This window comes from Cystobacter fuscus, from assembly GCF_002305875.1.
Lineage (GTDB): Bacteria > Myxococcota > Myxococcia > Myxococcales > Myxococcaceae > Cystobacter > Cystobacter fuscus_A.
In genome coordinates, this window is sequence record NZ_CP022098.1 from 12,015,582 (window position 1) to 12,036,726 (window position 21,145).

The following is a 21,145-nucleotide window of genomic DNA, read 5'->3' on the forward strand; positions in this document are numbered from 1 at the left end:
GCCGCCTCCCCCGAGGCGAGGTAGGGAGCTGACGGACAAGCACCGGCGCCATCCGACACGAGCGTCCAAAAGCCCACCAGCCGAGCATACTTTGAGCACCGTTTTTCAACGGAACGGTGCATACTCTAGGGAAGGGCCTGGATCACCGGGTCCCCCTAAAAACCGAAGGATTCCTTCCGTAAGGGCTTGCTCGCGGCGGTGAGGCGATCAGGTTCAACAAGGACGGGAAAGGCACGTGGGCGCGGAGCCATTCATGGCACCGGGCCCACATGTCTTTTTGGGGCCCGCCCGCTCCCTCGAGAGGGAGGGAAGCGGGGGCCCGGGTGGCTCAGATGTCGAGGTTCTGCACGTTGAGGGCGTTGCGCTCGATGAACTCGCGCCGCGGCTCGACGGCCTCGCCCATGAGGAGCGAGAAGATCTCATCGCTCTCCACCGCGTCCTCGATGCGCACCTGCAGGAGCGTGCGGGTGGCGGGGTTCATGGTGGTCTCCCAGAGCTGCTCGGGGTTCATCTCGCCCAGACCCTTGTAGCGCTGCAGACCGAGTCCCTTCTGGGCGTCCTTGCGCACGGCCTCCAGGACTTCCTGGACGGACAGGGCGAGCACCTCGCCGTCGCCCACCTTCACCTTGTAGGGCGCCTTGCCCAGCGAGGCGAACGAGTCGTGCAGGCTCACCAGCTCCTGGTACTCGGGCGAGGAGAGGAAGCCGTGGTCGAACACGGACTGGCGCAGGCCGCCGTTGATGTCCGTCTTCACCACCAGCTTCTTCGCCTGGGACTCGGGGTCGTCCACGATGGTCGTGTCCAGGCGGCCGAGCGTGTCCGGCATGCGCAGCTGGAGGTAGGCGCGCATCTGCGCCACCTGCTCGCCGAGCACGGCCTCGTTGGACAGGGTGGCCACGTTCAGGCTGCTGCCCTGCACCAGGGCGTCCACCACGCGCGCGTCCCGCCGCGCCGCCAGCTTCTCCAGACGCTCCTCGTAGGTGAGCACCTTCTCCAGGAGCGAGCGCAGCTCCGCGCCGCCCAGCTCCCCGCCCGGCGTCACCACGCGCGAGTGATCCGAGGCGATGCGCAAGAGGTAGTCATTGAGGCCGCGCTGATCCTTGACGTACAGGTCCTTCTTGTTGCGCGTGACTTTGTAGAGCGGCGGCTGGGCGATGTAGAGGTAGCCGTTCTGGATGAGCTCCGGCATCTGCCGGTAGAAGAAGGTGAGCAGCAGGGTGCGGATGTGGCTGCCGTCCACGTCGGCGTCCGTCATCAGGATGATGCGGTGGTAGCGCGCCTTGGTGGGATCGTAGTCCTCACGGCCGATGCCCGTGCCGAGCGCGGTGATGAGGGTGACGATCTCCGCGCTGGTGAGCATCTTCTCGAAGCGCGCCTTCTCCACGTTGAGGATCTTGCCGCGCAGGGGAAGGATGGCCTGGTTGCGCCGGTCGCGGCCCTGCTTGGCCGAGCCGCCTGCGGAGTCACCCTCGACGAGGTACAGCTCGCTCTCGCTCGGGTCGCGGCTCTGGCAGTCGGCGAGCTTGCCCGGCAGCGAGCCGCCATCGAGGATGCCCTTGCGCCGCACCGTCTCGCGCGCCTTGCGCGCCGCGATGCGCGCGCGCGTGGCGTCGCCAATCTTCATGACGATCTTCTTGGCGACGACGGGGTTCTCCTCGAGGAAGGTGGCGAGCTGGTCATTCACCATCTGCTCGACCAGGCCCTTGACCTCGCTGTTGCCCAGCTTCGTCTTCGTCTGCCCCTCGAACTGGGGGTTGGACAGCTTCACGGAGATGACGGCGGACAGGCCCTCGCGCGCGTCCTCGCCGGTGGGCGTCTCCTTGAGGTCCTTCCACACGCCGCTCTTCTCCGCGTAGGAGTTGAGCGTGCGCGTGAGCGCGGCCTTCATGCCCGACAGGTGCGTGCCACCCTCGTGCGTGTTGATGTTGTTGGCGAAGGTGAAGATGCGCTCGTCGTAGCCATCGTTCCACTGCAGGGCGATCTCCAGCGCCAGTCCCTCGCGCTCGGTGCTGAAGTGGATGGGCTTGTCGTGCAGCACCTCCTTCGCCTTGTTGATGTACTCCACGAAGGACACGATGCCGCCGTCGAACTTGAACTCGTGCTCCTTGCCGATGCGCATGTCGCGGATGACGATGCGCAGGCCGGCGTTGAGGAACGCGAGCTCGCGCATGCGCTGGCTGAGCGTCTCGAAGTTGAAGTCCACCACCTCCATGATGGTGGGGTCCGGCTTGAAACAGATGAGCGTGCCGAGCTTGTCCGTCTCGCCCACCACCGACACCGCGTCCTGCGGCACGCCGCGCGCGTAGGAGTGCTCGTACACCTTGCCGCCGCGCTGGATGCGGACCTTGAACCACTCGGACAGGAAGTTCACGCACGTGACGCCCACGCCGTGCAGACCGCCGGACACCTTGTAGGCGCCATTGCCGAACTTGCTGCCCGCGTGCAGCTCGGTGAGCACCACGTCCAGCGTGTCCTTGCCCTTGAACTTGGGATCCGGGTGCGGACCCACCGGAATACCGCGGCCGTTGTCCTGCACCGACAGCGAGCCATCCACGTGGATGACCACCTCGATGTCCGTGCAGTGGCCCGCGAGCGCCTCGTCGACGGAGTTGTCCACCACCTCGTAGACGAGCTTGTGCAGCCCGTAGGAGACGGTGTCGCCGATGTACATGCCCGGCCGCTTGCGGACGGCCTCCGCGCCTTCCAGCTTCGTGATGGCACCGGCGTCATAGTCCCCAGACGACGACGACGGAGCCGCCGGGGTGGCGGGGGTGGGGAGGTTTTCCATGTGCGGAGATCCTTCGGAAATCACAGGTCGGGAAGCCCGGGTGCCTACCATTGGAAGATACCCCGGACAAGAATGTGGAGAACACGCAAGGCGTGGAAAAGATTCATGAAATGTCCCGAAATGACGCTAGGCGTCGAACCGGGGGGCGGGCTTGCGTTCCTCCAGGGCGGACGCGAGCTCGCCATAGGTGTTCCGGGAGGCGAAGAGGTGCCGGGAGACGAGCACCCGTCCCCCCTCGTCGAGGAACAGGCCAAGCACCTCGCCGTGACGGCCGATGCGCCGCACGGAGTCGATCTGCCCCCAGGACAGTTGGATCCGGCCGGTGGAAAAGGGACGAGCCACTTCCACACCCCGGGAGCTGAGTGTAACGCCCCAGCCGGGCCGTGGCCGCAAGCGATGCCAGGCGAAGGCGAAGACGAGCATCAATCCTCCGGTGACGCCCGCCCGGGCCACGGCCAGGGGAGGGGAGCCCAGAGAGCGGGCATCCGCCAGGGCCCAGGCGCTGAGAATGGCCAGCACGCACGCGCCCAGGAACAGGGCACGGCGAGAGAGGCGGGGATCGAAGGCGTAGAAGCGGGGCTCCATGCGAGCAGCCTGCACCCTACCCTCCCCGAGGGCCCGCCGGGTATTTTCCCACCTCCCGCACTGTCCACCCGGAAGCGCCCCCGCGCCCCAGGAGAGCCCCCATGACGGACGCTGAACTCACCGCGCGCCTGCGCGCCAATCTGCTGGCCCTCAAGGCCCTGCAGACGCGCACCACGGCCCTGCGGGGGCTCGAGCTGCCAGGAGTCCGGGCCCTGTGCCTGCCCGGCCGGGGTATTCCCCTCTTCCAGCAACAGGTGCTGTACACCCACCCGGAGGCGCTCGCTCCCGCCCTGCCCCGGCTGGAGGCGTGGTACCGCGACCAGCACGTGCCCGCCTGGCGCGTGCTCGTCACCCCGGGGGACTCCCACGCCGAGTCCGCCCTGGCCGCCGCCGGCTACGCGCCCGAGGGCGGCATGCCCGCCATGGGCCTGAGCCTCGCGCCCACTCCGTCCTCCCGCCTCCCTCCGGGGCTCACCGTGGAGCGCTCCGAGGACCCGCGCGAGGTGATCGCGCTCAACAGGCGGTGCTACCCCCCGGGCATCATGGACTTCCTGGGCGTCTGGGAGGGTGAATCGCCGCCGGACGTCCCGCTGCACGGGGTGCTCGTGCGCGAGGCGGGCCGGGTGCTCTCCGTGGGATTGGCGCTCGATCTGGACGACACCGCGGGCGTGTACATGGTCGCCACGCACCCCGACGCGCGCCGCCGGGGACTGGGAGCGCTGGTGATGGAGGGCCTGCACGCGGATGCGCTCGCGCGCGGCCGCGCCGCCTCCGTCCTCCAGTCGTCCGAGGAGGGAGTCGGCATGTACCAGCACGTCGGCTACCGGCACCTCGGGACGTGGGTCAACTGGGTGCGCCGCGCCGGGCAGGTGGCTCCAGGGGCAGTTCCAGGATGAAGCGCGCGCCGCCTTCCGGGCGCTGCTCCGCCCAGACGCGGCCACCATGTGCCTCGGCCGCCCGGCGCGCCAGGTACAACCCCAGCCCCAGTCCCCCGTACGAGCGCGAGGACACCGCCCGTCCGAAGCGCTCGAAGATGCGCTCCAGGTGCTCCGCCGGCACGCCGATGCCCTGATCCTCCACCACCACGCGCGCCCGGTCCCCGGCCTCCTCGCCGCGCACCTCCACCGGCTGGCGTGGACCGAACTTGAGGGCGTTGGCCACCAGGCTCGACACCACCTGCTCCACGCGCATCCGGTCCCACTGGCCCACCAGCCCCGGCGCCACGCTCACCCGCAGGCCACAGCCCACCGCCTCGGCCTCCGCCTGGAAGCGCTCCATCACCTCGCCCACCAGCTCGCCCAGGTCCACCCGCTCGGGAGACAGGGGCAGCTCGCCCGTGGACAACAGCGACACGTCCAGCAGCGACTCCACCAGCGAGCCCAGGCGCCGCACCTGACGCAGCCCCCGCTCCAGCCGCTCGCACAGGGCCGGGGACTCACTCCGCGAGCGCTGCACCAGCGAGCCGAGCTGCAACCCCAGCGTGGTCAGCGGCGTGCGCAGCTCATGCGCGGCCACGGCCAGGAAGTCATCGCGCAGGTGGATGGCCTCCTGCGCCTCGTGGTAGAGCCGCGCGTTCTCCAACGCGAGCGCGGCGCGGCGCCCCACGTCCTGGAAGAGCGCCAGGTCCGCGGCCGTGAAGGCCGCCCGATCTCCCGTGGCGAACAGGGTCATCACCCCCTGGCTCTCCCGCCGCCCCCGCAGGGGGACGCAGACGGCCGAATGCAAGCGCAGCCCGGTCACCACGCGCAGATGCTCCGGCGAGCGCGCCCAGGCCAGCAGATGCTCGGCCCGGAGCTCCGGCACCCACTGCGCCTGGCCCGTGCGCCAGGTCAGCGCGGAGCCCGAGCTGGCCTCCGGCACGAGCGGGAAGAGCCGGTCGAGGTCACGGCCCCGCTCCACCCATTCGGGATCCTCGTTCGCCAGCACCACCAGCTCGAGCTGTCCCTTGTCGTCGGGAGCGTAGACGGAGCACCAGTCCGCCAGCTCCGGCACCATCAGCCGCGCCACCTGCTGCAGCGTCTCCTGGAAGTCCAGCGAGCCCGCCAACACCTCGCCCACGCGCGCCATCAGCGAGCGCTCGCGGCGCAGGCGCGACACCTCCAGCTCACGGGCCACCACCGCCGGCAGCCGGCCCAGGGACGCCCGGGAGAAGCAATCCCGCGCCCCCGCCTTCATCACCTCACCGGCCCCGCGCTCGTCCCGGTGCTCGGAGAGGACCAGGAGCGGAACCTCCAGGTCGCGCTCGCGCACGGCGTCCAGCACCGTCACGGCGTCGAGGCCCGGGGAGCCCTCGCCACACACGAGCACCTCCCACGGCCCCCGCTCCAGCGCCGCGCCCAGTTCCCCGGCGGTGCGCACGACGCACGCCTGGAGTTCACCGTGGCCGCCCTCGCGCAGAGCCTCCACCACCCGAGCCTCGTCGTTCGGCTCTCCCGCCACCAGCAGGACGCGCAGGGGCGTCGTCATCCAGGCGCCCCCGGCCTCCAACCCTGGCCGGCACCCGTCCCGAGGCGCACGCCCGCCCGGGGCACCTCGTCCTCACGCAAGAGGGATCGCTGGATGTACATGCTCGCAACTCCACGCCTTGGACCCGAGGACAAGCCTATAGCGGGTCCCTCCCGTGTCGTCCGCCAGGAAGCAACCCCCCCGGTCCTGGAACGCTCCCCGGTGAACGTCTCGCGAGCCGGCGGCGCCGGAGCCTGAAAAAAAGTCTGGAAGAGGGCCCGTCAGGAACCGCGCCGGGTCCCGTCCCTGTCTTCATCGGAACGCCCGGCCGGAAAGGCCTCACACGCCCGGGACCTGTAAAGGCCCTCTCTCCCAGAGACCAAACCAAGGCTTCACCACTCGGGCGTTCCGTCCCCTTTCACACCCGCTTCTCGCGTCCGGCCGAACAGGCCCCACAAGCCCACACTCTCCGTGTCGCCGGTTCGACTCCGGCTCTCCCGATACGCCGCACCGGGAGATAGCTCAGGGGTAGAGCAAGAGACTCCCACTCGTGGCTTGTTCACTCGGACGCGGTCTTCCCCCCCGCCTCACGCCCGCAGGACGCCGCCCTCCAGCTCCACCACGCGCTGGTCGAAGAGGCGCAGGGCCTCGCGCAGGTCGGACGAGGCCGCCTCCGCGGGAGCGTTGCGAGCGTTCATCAGACGCCGCCGTGCCGCCATCAACGCCCGCTGCCCCTGCTCGGTGTGCGGAGCGCTCTCGGCCTCCGCCAGGTCCACCGCCACGCGCAGCACCGAGGTGAGCTCGCGCAGCACCAGGTCGTCCTGGAGCTCCGGGGCCTGGGCGAGCGCGGAGAAGCCCTGCCGCGCGGCCACGAGGTTGCCCTGGGTGGCCTGTACCGCGGACAGGTGCGCGCTGAAGCGCAGCGAGTGCCACCGGGACACCCGGGCCAAGAGCCCCACCGCGTCCTCCAGGCTCACCCGCGCGGCCGGAAGCGCGCCGAGCGCCACCAGCGCCCTGCCCTGCTCGCCCAGCGCCACGCCCTCCACCAGCCGCATGCCGAGCTGCCGCCCCATCCGCACCGCCTCGCCCAACTGCTCGCGCGCATCCGCCGCACGGCCCGCGTCGAGCAGGAAGCAGCCCAGGTTCACCAGCGCCAGCGCCTGGCCCGACCGGTCTCCCACACGCACCGCCTTCTCCAGGGCATCCTCCAGCAGCGCCACCGCCTCCGCCGTGCGCCCGTGCTCGCCAATGGCCAGCGCGTAGTTGACGAGGAAGCCCACCTCGAACGCCACGTCGCCGATGGCCCGGAACAGCTCCAACGCCGAGCACAGGTGCGGCAGCGCCGCCTCCACCCCGCGCCGTCCCAGCTCCAACAGGCCGAGGTTGCCCACCGCGTACGCGTCCAGCCAGCGGTCTCCCCCCGAGGGCAGCTCCAGCGCCTCCTGGATGAGCGTCCAGGCCGCGCCCGTGTCGCACTCCTCCCGGGCCACGATGCACAGATCCACCAGGACACGCTTCTCCCGCTCCCCCGCGCCCAGCTCCCGGTAGATGGCGCGCGCCTCGCCCAGGTCCGTCCACGCGGCCGTCATCCGGCCCTCCATGTGGTGCACCCGGCCCCGGACGGCGAGCGCCTCGGCGCGCGGCAGCGGGTCCACCTCCACGTTGACCGACAGCTCCAGCGCCTTGTCCAGGCGCGCGAGCGTGAGGCCCACCGGCCCGCGCGCCATCACGTCCGGCTCCAGCGCCACCAGCGCGCCCAGGGCCCGCTCGAGCGTGCTCGCCGTGACGGGCGCCACCGCCAGCGCGTTGTCACACGCCGCCAGCAGGTTCTCGCGCTCGAGCACCAGCCGACGGAAGGCCATCTCCCCCGCCCCGCCCCCGCCCCGCTCGCTCAAGCGGCGCGCGAGCGCCAGGTAGCACGCCGCGTGGCGCGCCGCGACCGTCGCCCCCTCTCCCCGCTCCGCCAGGCGGCTCGAGGCGTACTGCCGGATGCTCTCGTACATGCCCAGGCGCAGCTCCCCCGGAAGCCCATCCGGCGTGAAGACGCGCAGGAGCGACTTGGAGCGCAGCGAGTGGATGATCTCCATCACGTCCGGCCCGCCCGGGGGGAACACCAGCACGGCCTCGGCCGACTCCAGGGTGAAGCCGCCGCGGAACACCGAGCACTGCGCCAGCGCCGCGCGCTCGGCGGGCTCCAGCAGGTTCCACGACCAGTCGATCGCCCCCCACAGCGTGTTCTGCCGCGCCGACACGTCGCGCCGCCCGCCACGCAACAGCTCGAAGCGGCGCGAGAGCCGATCCTGGATCTGACTCACCCCGAGCAGGTTGGTGCGCGCCGCCGCCAGTTCGATGGCCAGGGGGATGCCATCCAGCTTGCGTACGATGTCCGCCACCAGCGGGGCCTCCGCCTCCGTCAGCTCGAAGCCCCCGCGCACCGCGCGCGTGCGCTGCACGAACAGGTACACCGCGCCGCAGGCGAGCAGCACCGGCAGCCGCGTCTCGCCCTCCTCGGGCACCCGCAGGGGCTCCAGGTCCACCACGCGCTCGGTGGGCAACTGGAGCGCCTCGCGCGAGGTGACGAGGAAGCGGGCCCGGGGCGCCAGCTCGCGCCAGCGGCCCAGCGTGGCGGGCATGTGCTGGATGACGTGCTCCACGTTGTCGAGGATGACCAGCACGTCCCCACGTCCGGCCAGGGCGCGGCCCAGCCGGTCCGCGGGCTCGCTGTCCTCGCCCGAGCGCGTGAGCGCGACGCCGAGCGCCCGGCCCACGGCATGGCAGATGTCATCCACCGTCACCGCGTCCGACAGCTCGCACAACCACACCCCGCCGTCCCACGACTCCGCCTCCAGGTTGCCGAACCGCATGGCCAGCCGGCTCTTGCCCATGCCGCCCGGGCCCAACAGCGTCACCAGCGAGTGGCCCCCGGCGAAGCAGCGGCGCAACTCCTTCAGCTCCTCGTCGCGGCCAATCAGCTCCCCCGTCTCTCCCGGGAGGTTGCCCCGCCGGGCCTTCTGCACCCGCGGCGCCTCGAAGCGTCGCTCCGCGAGCCGCGCGGGCAGCACCTCCACCAGCGTCATGGGCTCCTCGATGCCCTTGAGGAGGTAGTCGCCCAGCGAGCGCACCATGGGGCCGCCCAGCGCCTCCCACGCGTCCGCCACGCGCGTCCACGCGCTCGCGCTCACCAGCACCTGGCCGCCATGGCCCGCCGAGGCGATGCGCGCCGCCGCGTTCACCATCCGCCCGAAGTAGTCCATGTGGCCGGTGCGCTCGTCGAGTCGGCACTCGGGCTCGCCCAGGTGCACGCCCATGCGCACGCGCAGACCCCGGTGCACCACCCCGTGAGGCCCCCGCTCCACCCGCGCGTCCGGCTCGGCGAGCAGCGCCTCGGGCCAGGGCGCCTCCACCAGCGCCTGCTGCGCCTCCAGACACCAGCGCACCGCCTCCACCACCGACGCGAAGGCCACCATGAAGGAGTCCCCCTGCGTCTTCACCTCGTAGCCCCCGTGTACGTCCAGCAGGGCGCGCAGCACCTCGTTGTGCACGTCCAGCGCCCGGCCCATGTCGTTGGGGCAACGCTCCCACAGCCGGGTGGAGCCCTGCACGTCCGTGAAGACGAGCGCGACCGTGCCCGTGGGGGCCGCCACGGGGGAAGCATCGCGCGACGGGAGCTCCCCGGCGCTCGGAATCTCGATGGCACCGGCCGGTGGAAACATGCGCAAAACGATCCCCATCACCAGTCCCCTCGCCTGGGGCCATGATGACCACGCGAGAGGGCGTTGGCGCCTGTCCCGCTATTCCATCCGTGCACCAGCGCACGAATTGCCCGGGGCCAGGACGGGACCCCATGGGGGTGGAAACATCCACCCGTGAACAGCCCCCGGCGAGTGGGGGCCAACGGGGAGGAATCATCCCTCGGGGGTCCGACGCATCAGGCCACGCACCACGAGCGCGCCGGCCAGCAGGGACAGACCTCGGGTGAGCAGTTCCACGCCCACCACGACGCCGAGTACCCACAGGGACGCGGAGGGCATCCGGCTGAAGATGAGGGCACCGAGCATCACCGACACCGCGCCCTGGGCGAAGTCCCAACCCCAGCCCGGGTGGCGATCCATGCTCGCGGTGATGACGCGGAAGAAGCCGCTGGCGAAGAAATACGCGGCGAGCAGCAACGTGAGCGACACCAGCCCCGCGTCCGGCTGGGTGAGGAGGAACCCCCCCACGAGGAACGACAGCAGGCCCCCGAGGACGAACAAGAGGAAGGGACCGGTGTCGCGGTTGCGCAGGCCGTGGACGATCTCCAACACCCCCGCCACCATCAGCACCGCGCCATAGAAGAAGACGGACAGCAGGCTGGTGAGGGTGACACTGCCCAGCGCCAGCATGCCGAGCAGGATGACGAGCATCCCCATCACGAAGGGGCCCGTCCACAACGCGCTCGGACTCCAGGGGTGGCGGCGGGGAGACGTCTCGGGGGAGGAGTCGGGGGTGGCCATGGGGGGCGCTCTCCGGAAGGCAGGTGGGGCTGTGCCTCGAACCTGGGAGTCGGTCCACAGGCCGACAAGGGACACCCGAGGGCACCCAGGAGGCGGATGGCTCCTCGGCCCGGATGACGAGCGGGCATGTGCCGCCGGGAAGAGAGCGCGGGGCCTCGGAAGACGCGGCTCCCGAGGCCCCCGTTCCCCTTCAGGTCACGCCTGCGCCGCCAGCACGGAGTCCTGGAGCGCATCGGGGACGGGCTCGTAGGCGGACAGGCGCAGGCTGGCCGAGGCGCGACCCTGCGTGCGGCCCCGGAGGCTCGTCACATAGCCGAAGAGGTTCGCCATGGGCACCCGCGCGGAGACGCTCCGCGTGGTCCCATGGCCCTCCATCCCCACCACCCGTCCGCGCCGGGAGGACACGTCCCCGAGCACGTCACCGAGGAACTCCTCGGGCGTGGTGACCTCCACGTCCATCACGGGCTCGAGCAACTGCACGCCCGCGTGGCGCGCGGCCTCCTGGAAGGCGAGCGAGCCGGCCATCATGAAGGCCTGCGGGGTGGAGTCACGCACGTGCGTGCTCCCATCGAGCAGCCGCACCTCCACGTCCACCACCGGGTGGCCCGAGAGCACCCCGCGCCGCATGGCCCCCTCCACTCCCTTCTCGATGGCGGGGATGAACTCCCTGGGGATGACGCCACCGTGCGTGTCGTCCACGAAGACGAGCCCCGCGCCGCGAGGCGCCGGACCGACCTCGAGCACCACATGGGCGTACTGGCCGGGGCCACCGCTCTGCCGGACATGACGGTACTCCTGACGCACACGGCGGCGCAGCGTCTCGCGCCAGGCCACCTTGGGTTGTCCCACTCGGGCTTCCACGCCGTACTCGGTTCTCAGCCGGTCCACGATGATCTCCAGGTGCAGCTCTCCCATGCCGGAGAGCAGTTGCTGTCCGGACTCGGCATCCACGCCCACGTGCAACGAGGGATCCTCCGCCGCGAGCCGGGCGAGCCCCTCCTCCATGCGCTGCTGGTCCGCGCGCGAGGCGGCCTCCACGGCGAGCTGGATGACGGGCTCGGGGACGTGGAGCGACTCGAGGAGCACGGGGGACTCGGGGGAGCAGAGCGTGTCGCCGGTGCGCACGCCCTTGAGGTTGAGCGCGGCGCAGATGTCGCCCGCGTGCACCTCGTCCACCTCCTCGCGCTTGTTGGCATGCATGAACATGAGACGTCCCACGCGCTCGCGGCGCTGTTGACGGGTGTTGAGCACGGCCATGCCCGTGCGCAGCGTGCCCGAGTAGACGCGCAGGAACACGATGGTCCCCACGGCCTTGTCGTGCATGAGCTTGAAGACGAGCGCACTCACGGGCTCGTCCTCGGCGGACGCACGCAGGTCCGACGGCGCGGGCAGGTAGTTGACGATGGCGTCCAGCAACATGCGCACTCCCTTGTTCTTGAAGGCCGCCCCACCCAGCACGGGCACGAGCCTCCTCTGGAGCGTCCCCGAGCGCAGCGCGCGCTCCAGCTCCTCCTCGGTGATGTCGTCCCAACGCCCGTCCACGTACTTCTCCAGCAGCGTGCCGTCCTCCTCGGCGCACGCCTCGATGAGCCGCAGGCGCAGGGCCTCGGCCCACTCGCGCGAGGAAGCGGGGATGTCCTGTCCCTCGCGGGTCTCGCCGCCCTCCTCGTCGAAGAAGAAGGCGCGCATGCGGACCAGGTCGATGAGGCCGCGGAAGTCCGCGCCCTCGCCGATGGGCAGTTGCACCGGCACGGGCCGGGCCCCCAGCCGCTGACGGATGGAGTCCACGCACATGTCGAAGTCCGCGCCCACCTTGTCCATCTTGTTGATGAACGCGATGCGCGGCACGCCGTGGCGATCCGCCTGACGCCAGACCGTCTCGGACTGGGGCTCCACGCCCTGGCTGGCGTCGAACACGGCCACGGCCCCATCGAGCACGCGCAGCGAACGCTCCACCTCGATGGTGAAGTCCACGTGCCCCGGCGTGTCGATGATGTTGAGCCGATGGGCCTGGCCCGAGAAGGGCCCGCGCACGGGCGTCCAGGAGGCGGTGGTGGCCGCCGAGGTGATGGTGATGCCGCGCTGCTTCTCCTGCACCATCCAGTCCATCTCGGTGGAGCCGGTGTGCACCTCGCCCATGGCGTGGATGCGGCCGGTGAAGAAGAGGATGCGCTCGGTGAGCGTGGTCTTGCCCGCGTCGATGTGGGCCATGATGCCGATGTTGCGATAGCGCTCGATTCGGGTGTTGCGAGACATAAAGGTTTCCCGTTCCCGGCGGAGGAAGCCTCCGCGGGTTGAAGACAGACACTGGTTGGAAATGGAGGGAGCAGCGGACCCGGCGAGTGGACGCACGCATGCCCGGAGCGACCCCTCGGGGCGGCTCAGGACGACGTGCGGACACACGAGGGCCCGGCGGGATCAGGGGCGGAACTCAGACTCCAGGGCTCGCGGGAACCAGCCACCCGCACACCCGGAGCACCGAGTCCGCCTGATCAAATGTCGAGCAGCACCTTGTTGCGGGGGGCCAGACGCACGTCCACCGTCGGCGCGGAGACGCGCTCGGACGACACACCCAGGATGGTGGAGACGGGCTTCATGACCAGGACATATTGCAACAGCATCCCCGTTTGTCAATCCCGCGCGTGTCTGGAGTAGAAGTCCGGTGCGTGCCGGCCATCCGCCGCACGCACCGGAGTCTTCGCCCATGCACAAAGCCCTCGCCCTGCCCGCCCTCTGCCTCGCGCTCGCGAGCCCGGCCCACGCGCAGGAAGTCACCTACGAATACACCGACATGGAGACCTGTCCCCGCGTGGTCGAGAAGGTCGAGCTCAAGCCCGGGGAGGACGAGGCTCCAGAAGGAGATGATCCGCCCATCGAATGCAGGGGCCCTGGCGGCGAGTACTCGCTGGTGGAGTCCTACAACCTCTTTGACTACTTCCGGGACATCCGCATGAAGGGAGACCCCAACTTCTCCGTCTCCCTGCGTCCGTCGAAAGCGACGTGCCCGGCGGCCCGCTTCGGCCCCAAGCTGGAGTGGCGCATGAAAGGAGGAAAGCCCTTCGCGGTGATTCAGCGCGTGACGTGCTACGCGGTCGATGAGCGTGATGGCGTATCCAAGCACGGCAAGAAGCTGGGCGAGTACCTCGTGGTGAAGGGCCTCAAGGGTTACACGTCGATTGACGGCGAGGTGCCCACGAAGACGAAGGACGCGAACGACAAGGCCCGCGCCATCGCCGACGCGGGGCGCCAGAAACACTGAAGCTCCACGCGGGAGACGCGAGCACGTCCGCCTCGCTCGGTCTCCAGCTCGACGCCCCATGGGATGGATGCAAAGCCCCCTCTTTCTTCAATGACCAAAAGCACGAAAAATATCCGCGAGGGTGGTTGATGCAGTGAGATCACGAGATCCTGTCATGCTCTCGTCACAGAAGGTGGCGGGTTCGCCAGGGGGCAGAAGCTCACGGCACCACAGCGTGAAGTCGGCACAATCCTGAAGGTCTCCGATGAATGCGATGGAGCATCCCTCGCGATTGAGCGAGCCCGTGACTTCCCCATGAAGCATGGGGACACTGAACTCCAACACATGACTGCTCGCGGGATTTCGCACCTCCTTGAGGGTAGCCACTGGCCAGCGCGACCTCATCGACAGGGTAAATGCCGAGGCTGTGATGACCGCCTGCCGTTCGGTGATGACGAAGTAGTTCATGGAGATGTCCCCCGGGCGCGAATGACCTACTGCCGTCCTGATTGACGATCCCATGAGTACAGCAGCGCGAGCAGATCCGACGTGCACGCACCGGACACGCGCTCGAACGCAGGTGGAGGGAGCTCGGCGAGACGTTCGCGCTGGAAAGCAGGATCGGCTACCACATCCCGATGCTTCAGGTTGCGTGCGAAGGAGAGTGCATGGGGCATTTGCCGCAAGATGGCCTCGATGCAGTCATCCCGGGTCGCCCGTGCCATGCGCTCCGCCGCTGTCGCCAGGCGCTCGCGCACGGAGGTTTCTCCTCCTGGGCACCATGCATCCATGGCCCAGTCACAAGCCGCCCCCATCAGGTCCTCCAAGGTGAGCGGAGCACCAAGAGTCTTGAAGAGGTAGCGCGCCCCCTGGAGTGGCTCCCAGAAACGCAGCACCGCCAGGAGGCGCAATGCCGTGCGCTCAGCACTCACCGGGACCATGGCCGAAGTGGCGAAGTACAGCGCGCCCCAGGAGGTGTCGAGGAAGCGCGCCTCGTACGCATCTCTGGCGGGAAATGGGTTCTGCCCCTCCAGTGCTTCGGACAAACCGCTCATGACATGGGAAACCATGTGCAGCCGCCAGGCTGAGCGCTCGTGCTGTAGATCCGCTCCCTCGTGCGTCAGCACCACATCGCCGAGTGGGACCTCCAACATCCGAAGAGGAACAGGAAAAGAGCCGTCCTTCCCGTACAGCTCGCCACACCGAAGGCCCTCTTTCCGCGTCTTCTGCTGCACCGATGAGAAGGTGCCCTGCAGGAAGAACGGCAGTTGTAGTGAAGCATGCGGTCCGGGCGTCATGACGCGCGTCCTATCAAACCGGGTCATCAGCGAGAAAGAGGCATGCTCGCGGCGGCGGGCACTCGCGATGGGGTCGCAGCAGGTGTCGGTCGCGCTGGAAAAGGGACGATCTGTCCACCGCCCTGGTGCGGGGGCTGTTGAGTCCCTGGGCCCGAACTCATCCGGCCCAGAATCGCACTCGAGAAGAACCCCGTCGCGGCAGTGCCGACGACCTCAATGACGATGCCGACCACACCGCTCAAGGTAGCGAGCCTTTCGCGCCGGCTGACCAGTCCTTCCACGGCCTGTCCAACCCACCCACCGTACTGCCTCATCTCCTGTTCGGTGAGCACCACCCACTGCCCAGCATCATATGCCGCGACTTCGGACTCGAAGCGCTGCTGGCTACGAGTCCATCGGTACTGGACCACCCCTGGCTCGTTGGTCCGCCACTCCAGGCGCCAGATGTATTGCCCTCGCTCGAAACGTATCAGGACCTCGCCTTGGAACTCCGTTCCCCCCAAGAAGCTCGCTTCTGGAGAAACGGCCCGGTTCAGCACGGCCAGATAGATTTGCACTTCCTGTCGGCCTTCCAGGAGACCCTGCTCATTCCAGGGCTTGATCTCGAAGACATACAAAGCAGTGACATCGGTGATGTCCGGGCGGAGCTTGCGCTCATTCGGGAGCAGCCGGTACTTGTCCCCAAGCCTCGCTTCATCGAGGATGGCATCGATTGTCTTTGTATTATAGAATGCGCGATTCTGCGGGTAATGTACCCCGTACATATATGCAATCAGCCTGTGCGCGGCGTTGCCGAGGAAGAACTCCCAAGGCATTTCTGAGTTCGGATTGCGTCCAGGGACGTTGTAGCCCGCTGGCGGCGGACGGGAAGATTCGCCACCTGCCTCCGAGCCTTCGCTCATAGCCAGCAGAAGTCGCGGCGACGCAGCGGGTATCGATGAAGGAATGAAGTGTTCCCCCTCCACGATTCGGGCAGGAAGAAACTGAGTGCCAGAGGTCGTGGCACAGCCGACAAGCATCCACGCGAGAAGGAGGACCACCCAACAACACGCGGCCCGAAGCCTGATCAGACTCCTGATGCAGACACCCACGAACACCTCCCACTCCTCCGCCGGACAGGCGTGAAGGCAGGAAGCAGTAGAATCAGAGAGCCCATAGGGCACGCCAGAGGATTCCCAGGAAGCAACCGGCTCCCGGCCCGGGTGACGAACGGGTTCCTGCGGAGTTCCTCTGCGCTCACGGCCGGGCCGGTTTGACGCGGGGCGTGCCCTCCTCGTGTCCCTCGCGGCTGCGCGGGTGCTCGTCGCGCGAGTCCCGGACCACGCTCACTCCCCCCGAGTCCCGCAGCACCGTACGCCACGAGCCCTGGGGCGCCAGCACGTCCGCTTCGCTCGGCCCCCAGGTGCCCGGCTCGTACTCGTACACCCGGCTGCCATCGTCGAGAATGGGGTCCACCACCCGCCACGCCTCCTCCACGCTCTCCTGGCGCGCGAAGAGCGACACGTCCCCCCGCATCGCGTCCCCCAGCAGCCGCTCGTAGGGCTTCACCACCACCTCGGGCAGCTCCCTCGCCACCAGGTCCACGTCCTCGCCCTCCATCGTGCTGCCCGGCTTCTTCGCCCTCGCCCCGAGCGAGATGCGCACGTCGGGGCCCAGCCGGAAGCGCACGAAGTTGGGCGACGCCTGCGTCGGCTCCTCGAAGATCGGCCGCGGCGGGTGGTTGAGCTCGACGAAGACCTCGGTCGCGTCGGTGGGCAGGCACTTGCCGGCGCGGATGAAGAAGGGCACGTCCGCCCATCTCCACGAGTCGATGAACAGCCGCACCGCGGCGAACGTCTCCACATTGGACGTGGGTGACACCCCGGGCACCTGCCGGTAGCCGCGGAACTGGCCCCGCACCACGCTGTCCGGCGTGAGCGAGCGCATCGCCTTGAAGACCCGCGCCTTCTCGTCGCGCAGCGCCTCCGCGGACGAGCAGAAGGGCGCGTCCATGGCGAGCAGCGCGACGATCTGCAGCAGGTGGTTCTGCAACACGTCCCGGATGGCGCCCACCTCGTCGTAGAAAGCCCCACGGCCCTTGATGCCGAAGCTCTCCGCGAGCGTCACCTGCACGCTGCGCACGTGCTGCCGGTTCCAGATGGGCTCCAGGAAGACGTTGGCGAAGCGGAAGAACAGCAGGTTCTGCACCGGCTCCTTCCCGAGGAAATGGTCGATCCGGAAGATGGAGGACTCGGGCAGGTAGCGCAGCAGCGTCGCGTTGAGCTCGCGCGCCGAGGCCAGATCGCGCCCGAAGGGCTTCTCCACCACCACGCGTGCCTCCTGGAGGCAGCTCGACTTCGACAGCCCCTCCACCACCGTGCCGAACATGCTCGGGGGGATGGCCAGGTAGTGCAGCGGACGCTGGGCCTTGCCGAGCGCCTCGCGCACCAGGGCGAAGGTCTTGGGGTCTCGATAATCCCCATCCACGTAGCGCAGGAGCTGGCACAGGCGCTCGAGCGAGGCCGGATCGTCCTGGCCATGCGCCTGGATGCTCTCTCGGGCACGCTGCCGCAGCCGCTCCAGGTTCCAGTCCGCCTTGGCCACGCCGATGATGGGCACGGACAGGTTCTCGCGCGCCACCAGCGCCTGGAGCGCGGGGAAGATCTGCTTGAAGGCGAGGTCTCCGGTGGCGCCGAAGAACACGAGGGCATCGGACAAGGGCTGAGCGGCCATGACTCACCCGCCTCCTTTCTTCTCCAGGTGGCCACCGAAGGCGAAGCGCATGGCGGACTGGACCTTGTTGGCGAAGTCCGCCTCCCCCTGGCTGGTGAAGCGCGAATAGAGGGCACTGGCGAGCACCGGCGTGGGCACGCCCTCGTCGATGGCGGCCTGCTGCGTCCACCGCCCCTCTCCCGAGTCGGACACGCGGCCGGAGAAGTCACTCAGCTCGGGATTCTTGCCCAGCGCCTGGGCCGTCAGGTCGAGCAGCCACGAGCCGATGACGCTGCCGCGCCGCCACACCTCGACCACGTCGGGCAGGTGGAAGTCGTACAGATAGGCGCCGGGCTCGCGCAGCGGGGCGGTCTCCGCGTCGGCCTTGGGGGGATGGCGGCCCACGTTGGCGTGGTGGAGCACGGCGAGCCCCTCGGCGTAGGCGGCCATGAGGCCGTACTCGATGCCGTTGTGCACCATCTTCACGAAGTGGCCCGCCCCATTGGGACCACAGTGCAGCCAGCCCTGCTCCGCGGAGGACGGGGGGCCCTCGCGGCCCGGCGTGCGGGGCGCGGAGGCGACTCCCGGGGCCAGCGCGGAGAAGACGGACTGCAACCGGTGCACGGGGCCCGGCTCGCCACCAATCATCAGGCAGTACCCCCGCTCCTGGCCCCACACCCCGCCGCTCACGCCCACGTCCACGTAGTGCAGGTCCCTCGCTCGCAGCTCCGCCGCCCGGCGCAGGTCATCCCGGTAATGGGAATTGCCACCCTCGATGATCGTGTCTCCCGGCTCGAGCAGGGCCGCCAGGTCGCGCAGCGTGCTGTCCACCACGCCCGCGGGCAGCATCAGCCACACCGAGCGCGGCGCGGGAAGCTGGCGCACCAGTTCCTTCAGGGAGGAGGCCCCCACGGCGCCGTCGCGCTGGAGCCATTCCACGCTCTCGCGGCGCACGTCGTGCACGACGCAGCGGTGTCCCGCCCCGAGCAGCCGACGCACCATCGAGGAGCCCATCCGGCCCAGCCCGATCATTCCCAATTCCATCGCAGTCCTCCCCGCTTCCAGGCCGCCCGGACGCTCACCGTCTGACGGGTGCTGTCCTTCACACTGCACACGCGGCGGCCTCCTGGCAGGACGCTCATCGGACCCGGGTCCAGGCAGGCAGGCGATCCGCGCATCCGCGTTGCCAGGGGCCCGACGGCAACCAAGCTTGAAGCCAATGTCTTGGCTCATCGAGGACTACGCCCTCATCGGAGATACGCAGACAGCGGCGCTGGTGGGCCGGGACGGCTCCATCGACTGGCTGTGTCTGCCCCGTTTCGACTCGGGCGCGTGCTTCGCGGCCCTGCTGGGGCATCCCGAGCATGGCCGTTGGAAGCTCGCGCCCGCGGGCCGCCGGGTACCCCGGGTGCGGCGGCGCTACCGTCCGGACAGCCTCGTGCTGGAGACGGAGTTCACCACGCCGGAGGGGGTGGTGCGGGTGGTGGACCTCATGCCGCCGCGCGACCGCACTCCGGATGTCGTCCGCGTGGTGGAGGGCGTGCGGGGCCGGGTGCCCATGCACATGCAGCTCGTCATCCGCTTCGACTATGGCTCGGTGGTGCCCTGGGTGACGCGCGAGGCGGGCGAGTGGCGCGCGGTGGCGGGCCCGGACGCGCTCAGCCTCTACACGCCCGTGGCGGTGCACGGCCACCACCTCACCACCGTGGCGGACTTCACCGTCTCCGAGGGTCAGCGCATCCCCTTCGTCCTGCGCTGGCACCCCTCGCACGAGCCCGCGCCCACGCCCCTGGATGGCCTGGAGGCGCTCGCGGACACCGAGGACTGGTGGAGGGAATGGTTCAGCCACTGCACCTACCAGGGAGCCTGGAGCGAGGCGGTGCGCACGTCGCTGATGACGCTCAAGGCGCTCACCTACGCGCCCACGGGGGGAATCGTCGCGGCGGCCACCACGTCGCTGCCCGAGCGGCTCGGCGGTCAGCGCAACTGGGACTACCGCTTCTGCTGGCTGCGCGACGCCACCTTCACCCTGTATGCGCTGTCGCTCGGGGGCTTCCGGGAGGAGGCCGAGGCGTGGCGCTCCTGGCTCATGCGCTCGGTGGCGGGCGATGCGTCCAAGCTGCAGATCATGTACGGCGTGGGCGGTGAGCGGCGGCTCCCGGAACTGAACCTGGGCTGGCTGCCGGGCTATGGGCACTCGCGGCCGGTGCGCGTGGGCAACGCCGCGGTCAGTCAGCTCCAGTTGGATGTCTATGGCGAGGTGATGGACGCGATCCACCAGGCGCACCGCATGGAGCTGAGAGATGACCCGCGCTCCTGGGACGTGGCGCTCGTGCTCATGGACTTCCTCGAGTCTGGCTGGAAGCAGCCCGACTCGGGCCTGTGGGAGGTGCGCGGGCCTCCCCAGCACTTCACCTACTCGAAGGTGATGGCGTGGGTGGCGTTCGATCGCGCGGTGAAGACGGTGGAGCGCTACGGCATGGAGGGGCCGGTGGAGCACTGGCGCGAGGTGCGCGACGCCATCCACCGCGAGGTGTGCCAGCGCGCCTACGACCCGAAGCGGCGCACCTTCACGCAGGCCTACGGCTCGGACAACCTGGACGCGAGCCTGCTGCTGCTGCCCCTGGTGGGCTTCGTGTCACCGAGGGATCCGCGCATGGTGGGCACCGTGCGGGCCATCGAGCAGGAGCTCATGTACCGGGGGCTCGTGCGGCGCTACCACACCCACGAGACGGATGACGGACTGCCGCCGGGGGAAGGACTCTTCCTCGCCTGTTCCTTCTGGCTCGCGGACAACTACGTCCTGCAGGGCCGCAGGAGGGAGGCGGAGGCGCTCTTCGAGCGGTTGCTCGGGCTGCGCAACGACGTGGGGCTGCTGGCCGAGGAGTATGAGCCCTCGTTGCAGCGCCAGCTCGGCAACTACCCCCAGGCCTTCTCGCACGTGGGGCTCGTCAACACGGCGTTCAACCTCGAGAGCCACCGCATCGGCCCCGCGCTGCACCGGCGCGAGAATCACGTCGGGGAGCCGGAGGCCGAGGCCCCCGCCCCGTGAAGCCCCGGCTCAGAGCCGGAAGGGCACGGCGTGCACGGGGGGCCAGAGCACGCGGGGCTCGCCCTCCTCGGGGGCGGTGGCGAAGATGGCGCCCTCGAGCAGCTCCTCGCTCTCGAGCGCCTCGCGCAGGGTGCTCAGGGCGATGTCCACGTCCATGACGCGGAAGAAGATGTTCATGCGTCCGGGCTGGGACTCGGCGCCCTCGACCTCGCCGTTGCCCGTCCAGCCGAGCGTGTCGGAGATGACGGACTCGACGGTGTGGCGCTTCTCGAAGTCCTGGCCACTGCCCTTGCCGTGCAGGGCGTACTGGACGACGAGCGGCGTCATGGCATCGAGTTCGGGCTCGTCATAGCCCGCGTCCACGAGGGGCTCGGCCTGCTGGGCGATGACCATGTCCGGATCCTCGTCGGCGGGCAGGGGCAACACCTTCTCCTCGCCCGTCTGTCCGACGATGCCCCAGTGCACGGTGACCGACTCCTCATGCACCCAGGCTTCCCAGTAGCGCAGGGTGTCGCCTTCCTTCTTGTAGAGCCTCAGCACGGGCGCACTCTACAC

16 protein-coding genes are annotated in these 21,145 nt (G+C 69.4%); 3 read left to right on the forward strand and 13 right to left on the reverse strand.

The window, feature by feature from the left end; translation table 11 throughout:
* Positions 1-328: 328 nt before the first annotated feature.
* Both gyrB and CYFUS_RS48760 read right to left on the reverse strand, forming a co-directional pair.
* Complete coding sequence (gene gyrB / locus CYFUS_RS48755) at positions 329-2,788, reverse strand: DNA topoisomerase (ATP-hydrolyzing) subunit B (protein WP_095991471.1); 2,460 nt, start codon at positions 2,786-2,788, stop codon at positions 329-331.
* A 126-nt stretch (positions 2,789-2,914) separates the two neighbouring features.
* Complete coding sequence (locus tag CYFUS_RS48760) at positions 2,915-3,373, reverse strand: hypothetical protein (RefSeq protein WP_095991472.1); 459 nt, start codon at positions 3,371-3,373, stop codon at positions 2,915-2,917.
* 101 nt (positions 3,374-3,474) lie between these two features.
* Between CYFUS_RS48760 and CYFUS_RS48765 the strand changes: the two genes are divergently transcribed.
* The gene (locus CYFUS_RS48765) at positions 3,475-4,269 is read left to right on the forward strand and encodes a GNAT family N-acetyltransferase (RefSeq protein WP_095991473.1); all 795 of its coding nucleotides are present in this window, start codon (positions 3,475-3,477) and stop codon (positions 4,267-4,269) included.
* On the opposite strand, the gene CYFUS_RS48770 is transcribed toward CYFUS_RS48765, so the two are convergent.
* The 5 genes from CYFUS_RS48770 to CYFUS_RS54260 all read right to left on the reverse strand — a co-directional run bounded on the left by CYFUS_RS48770 (position 4,217) and on the right by CYFUS_RS54260 (position 12,932).
* The gene (locus tag CYFUS_RS48770; RefSeq protein WP_095991474.1) at positions 4,217-5,839 is read right to left on the reverse strand and encodes an ATP-binding protein; all 1,623 of its coding nucleotides are present in this window, start codon (positions 5,837-5,839) and stop codon (positions 4,217-4,219) included. The genes CYFUS_RS48765 and CYFUS_RS48770 overlap by 53 nt on opposite strands.
* A 566-nt stretch (positions 5,840-6,405) precedes the next feature.
* Positions 6,406-9,531 (reverse strand): ATP-binding protein, encoded by a 3,126-nt coding sequence (locus CYFUS_RS48775; RefSeq protein ID WP_095991475.1) that lies wholly within the window; start codon positions 9,529-9,531, stop codon positions 6,406-6,408.
* Between the two features lie 192 nt (positions 9,532-9,723).
* Positions 9,724-10,311, reverse strand: a complete 588-nt coding sequence (locus CYFUS_RS48780; protein ID WP_095991476.1) for an HdeD family acid-resistance protein — start codon at positions 10,309-10,311, stop codon at positions 9,724-9,726.
* Positions 10,312-10,506: 195 nt separating this feature from the next.
* Positions 10,507-12,567 carry an elongation factor G gene (gene fusA / locus CYFUS_RS48785; protein ID WP_095991477.1) on the reverse strand — a complete coding sequence of 687 codons (2,061 nt, stop codon included), beginning with the start codon at positions 12,565-12,567 and terminating at the stop codon, positions 10,507-10,509.
* Positions 12,568-12,803: 236 nt separating this feature from the next.
* Positions 12,804-12,932, reverse strand: coding sequence for a hypothetical protein (locus tag CYFUS_RS54260; RefSeq protein ID WP_269770190.1), 129 nt, complete (start codon positions 12,930-12,932; stop codon positions 12,804-12,806).
* An 83-nt stretch (positions 12,933-13,015) separates the two neighbouring features.
* On the opposite strand from CYFUS_RS54260, the gene CYFUS_RS48790 reads away from it, so the two are divergent.
* On the forward strand, positions 13,016-13,570 hold the full coding sequence (locus tag CYFUS_RS48790; RefSeq protein WP_095991478.1) for a hypothetical protein: 555 nt from the start codon (positions 13,016-13,018) through the stop codon (positions 13,568-13,570).
* 87 nt (positions 13,571-13,657) lie between these two features.
* On the opposite strand, the gene CYFUS_RS51510 is transcribed toward CYFUS_RS48790, so the two are convergent.
* The 5 genes from CYFUS_RS51510 to gnd form a co-directional block, all read right to left on the reverse strand.
* Positions 13,658-14,017: a hypothetical protein gene (locus CYFUS_RS51510; RefSeq protein ID WP_157759093.1), complete on the reverse strand. Its 360-nt coding sequence runs from the start codon at positions 14,015-14,017 to the stop codon at positions 13,658-13,660.
* 26 nt (positions 14,018-14,043) lie between these two features.
* The gene (locus tag CYFUS_RS48795; RefSeq protein WP_232537255.1) at positions 14,044-14,847 is read right to left on the reverse strand and encodes a hypothetical protein; all 804 of its coding nucleotides are present in this window, start codon (positions 14,845-14,847) and stop codon (positions 14,044-14,046) included.
* 26 nt (positions 14,848-14,873) lie between these two features.
* Positions 14,874-15,749: a hypothetical protein gene (locus CYFUS_RS48800; RefSeq protein ID WP_157759094.1), complete on the reverse strand. Its 876-nt coding sequence runs from the start codon at positions 15,747-15,749 to the stop codon at positions 14,874-14,876.
* A gap of 334 nt (positions 15,750-16,083) precedes the next feature.
* Positions 16,084-17,559 (reverse strand): glucose-6-phosphate dehydrogenase, encoded by a 1,476-nt coding sequence (gene zwf, locus CYFUS_RS48805; protein WP_095991480.1) that lies wholly within the window; start codon positions 17,557-17,559, stop codon positions 16,084-16,086.
* A gap of 3 nt (positions 17,560-17,562) precedes the next feature.
* A complete protein-coding gene (gnd, locus tag CYFUS_RS48810; protein ID WP_095991481.1) occupies positions 17,563-18,582 on the reverse strand; it encodes a phosphogluconate dehydrogenase (NAD(+)-dependent, decarboxylating) in 1,020 nt (339 codons plus the stop codon).
* Between the two features lie 175 nt (positions 18,583-18,757).
* On the opposite strand from gnd, the gene CYFUS_RS48815 reads away from it, so the two are divergent.
* The gene (locus tag CYFUS_RS48815) at positions 18,758-20,590 is read left to right on the forward strand and encodes a glycoside hydrolase family 15 protein (RefSeq protein ID WP_095991482.1); all 1,833 of its coding nucleotides are present in this window, start codon (positions 18,758-18,760) and stop codon (positions 20,588-20,590) included.
* A gap of 9 nt (positions 20,591-20,599) precedes the next feature.
* On the opposite strand, the gene CYFUS_RS48820 is transcribed toward CYFUS_RS48815, so the two are convergent.
* Positions 20,600-21,130, reverse strand: coding sequence for a hypothetical protein (locus CYFUS_RS48820; protein ID WP_095991483.1), 531 nt, complete (start codon positions 21,128-21,130; stop codon positions 20,600-20,602).
* Positions 21,131-21,145 lie beyond the last annotated feature (15 nt).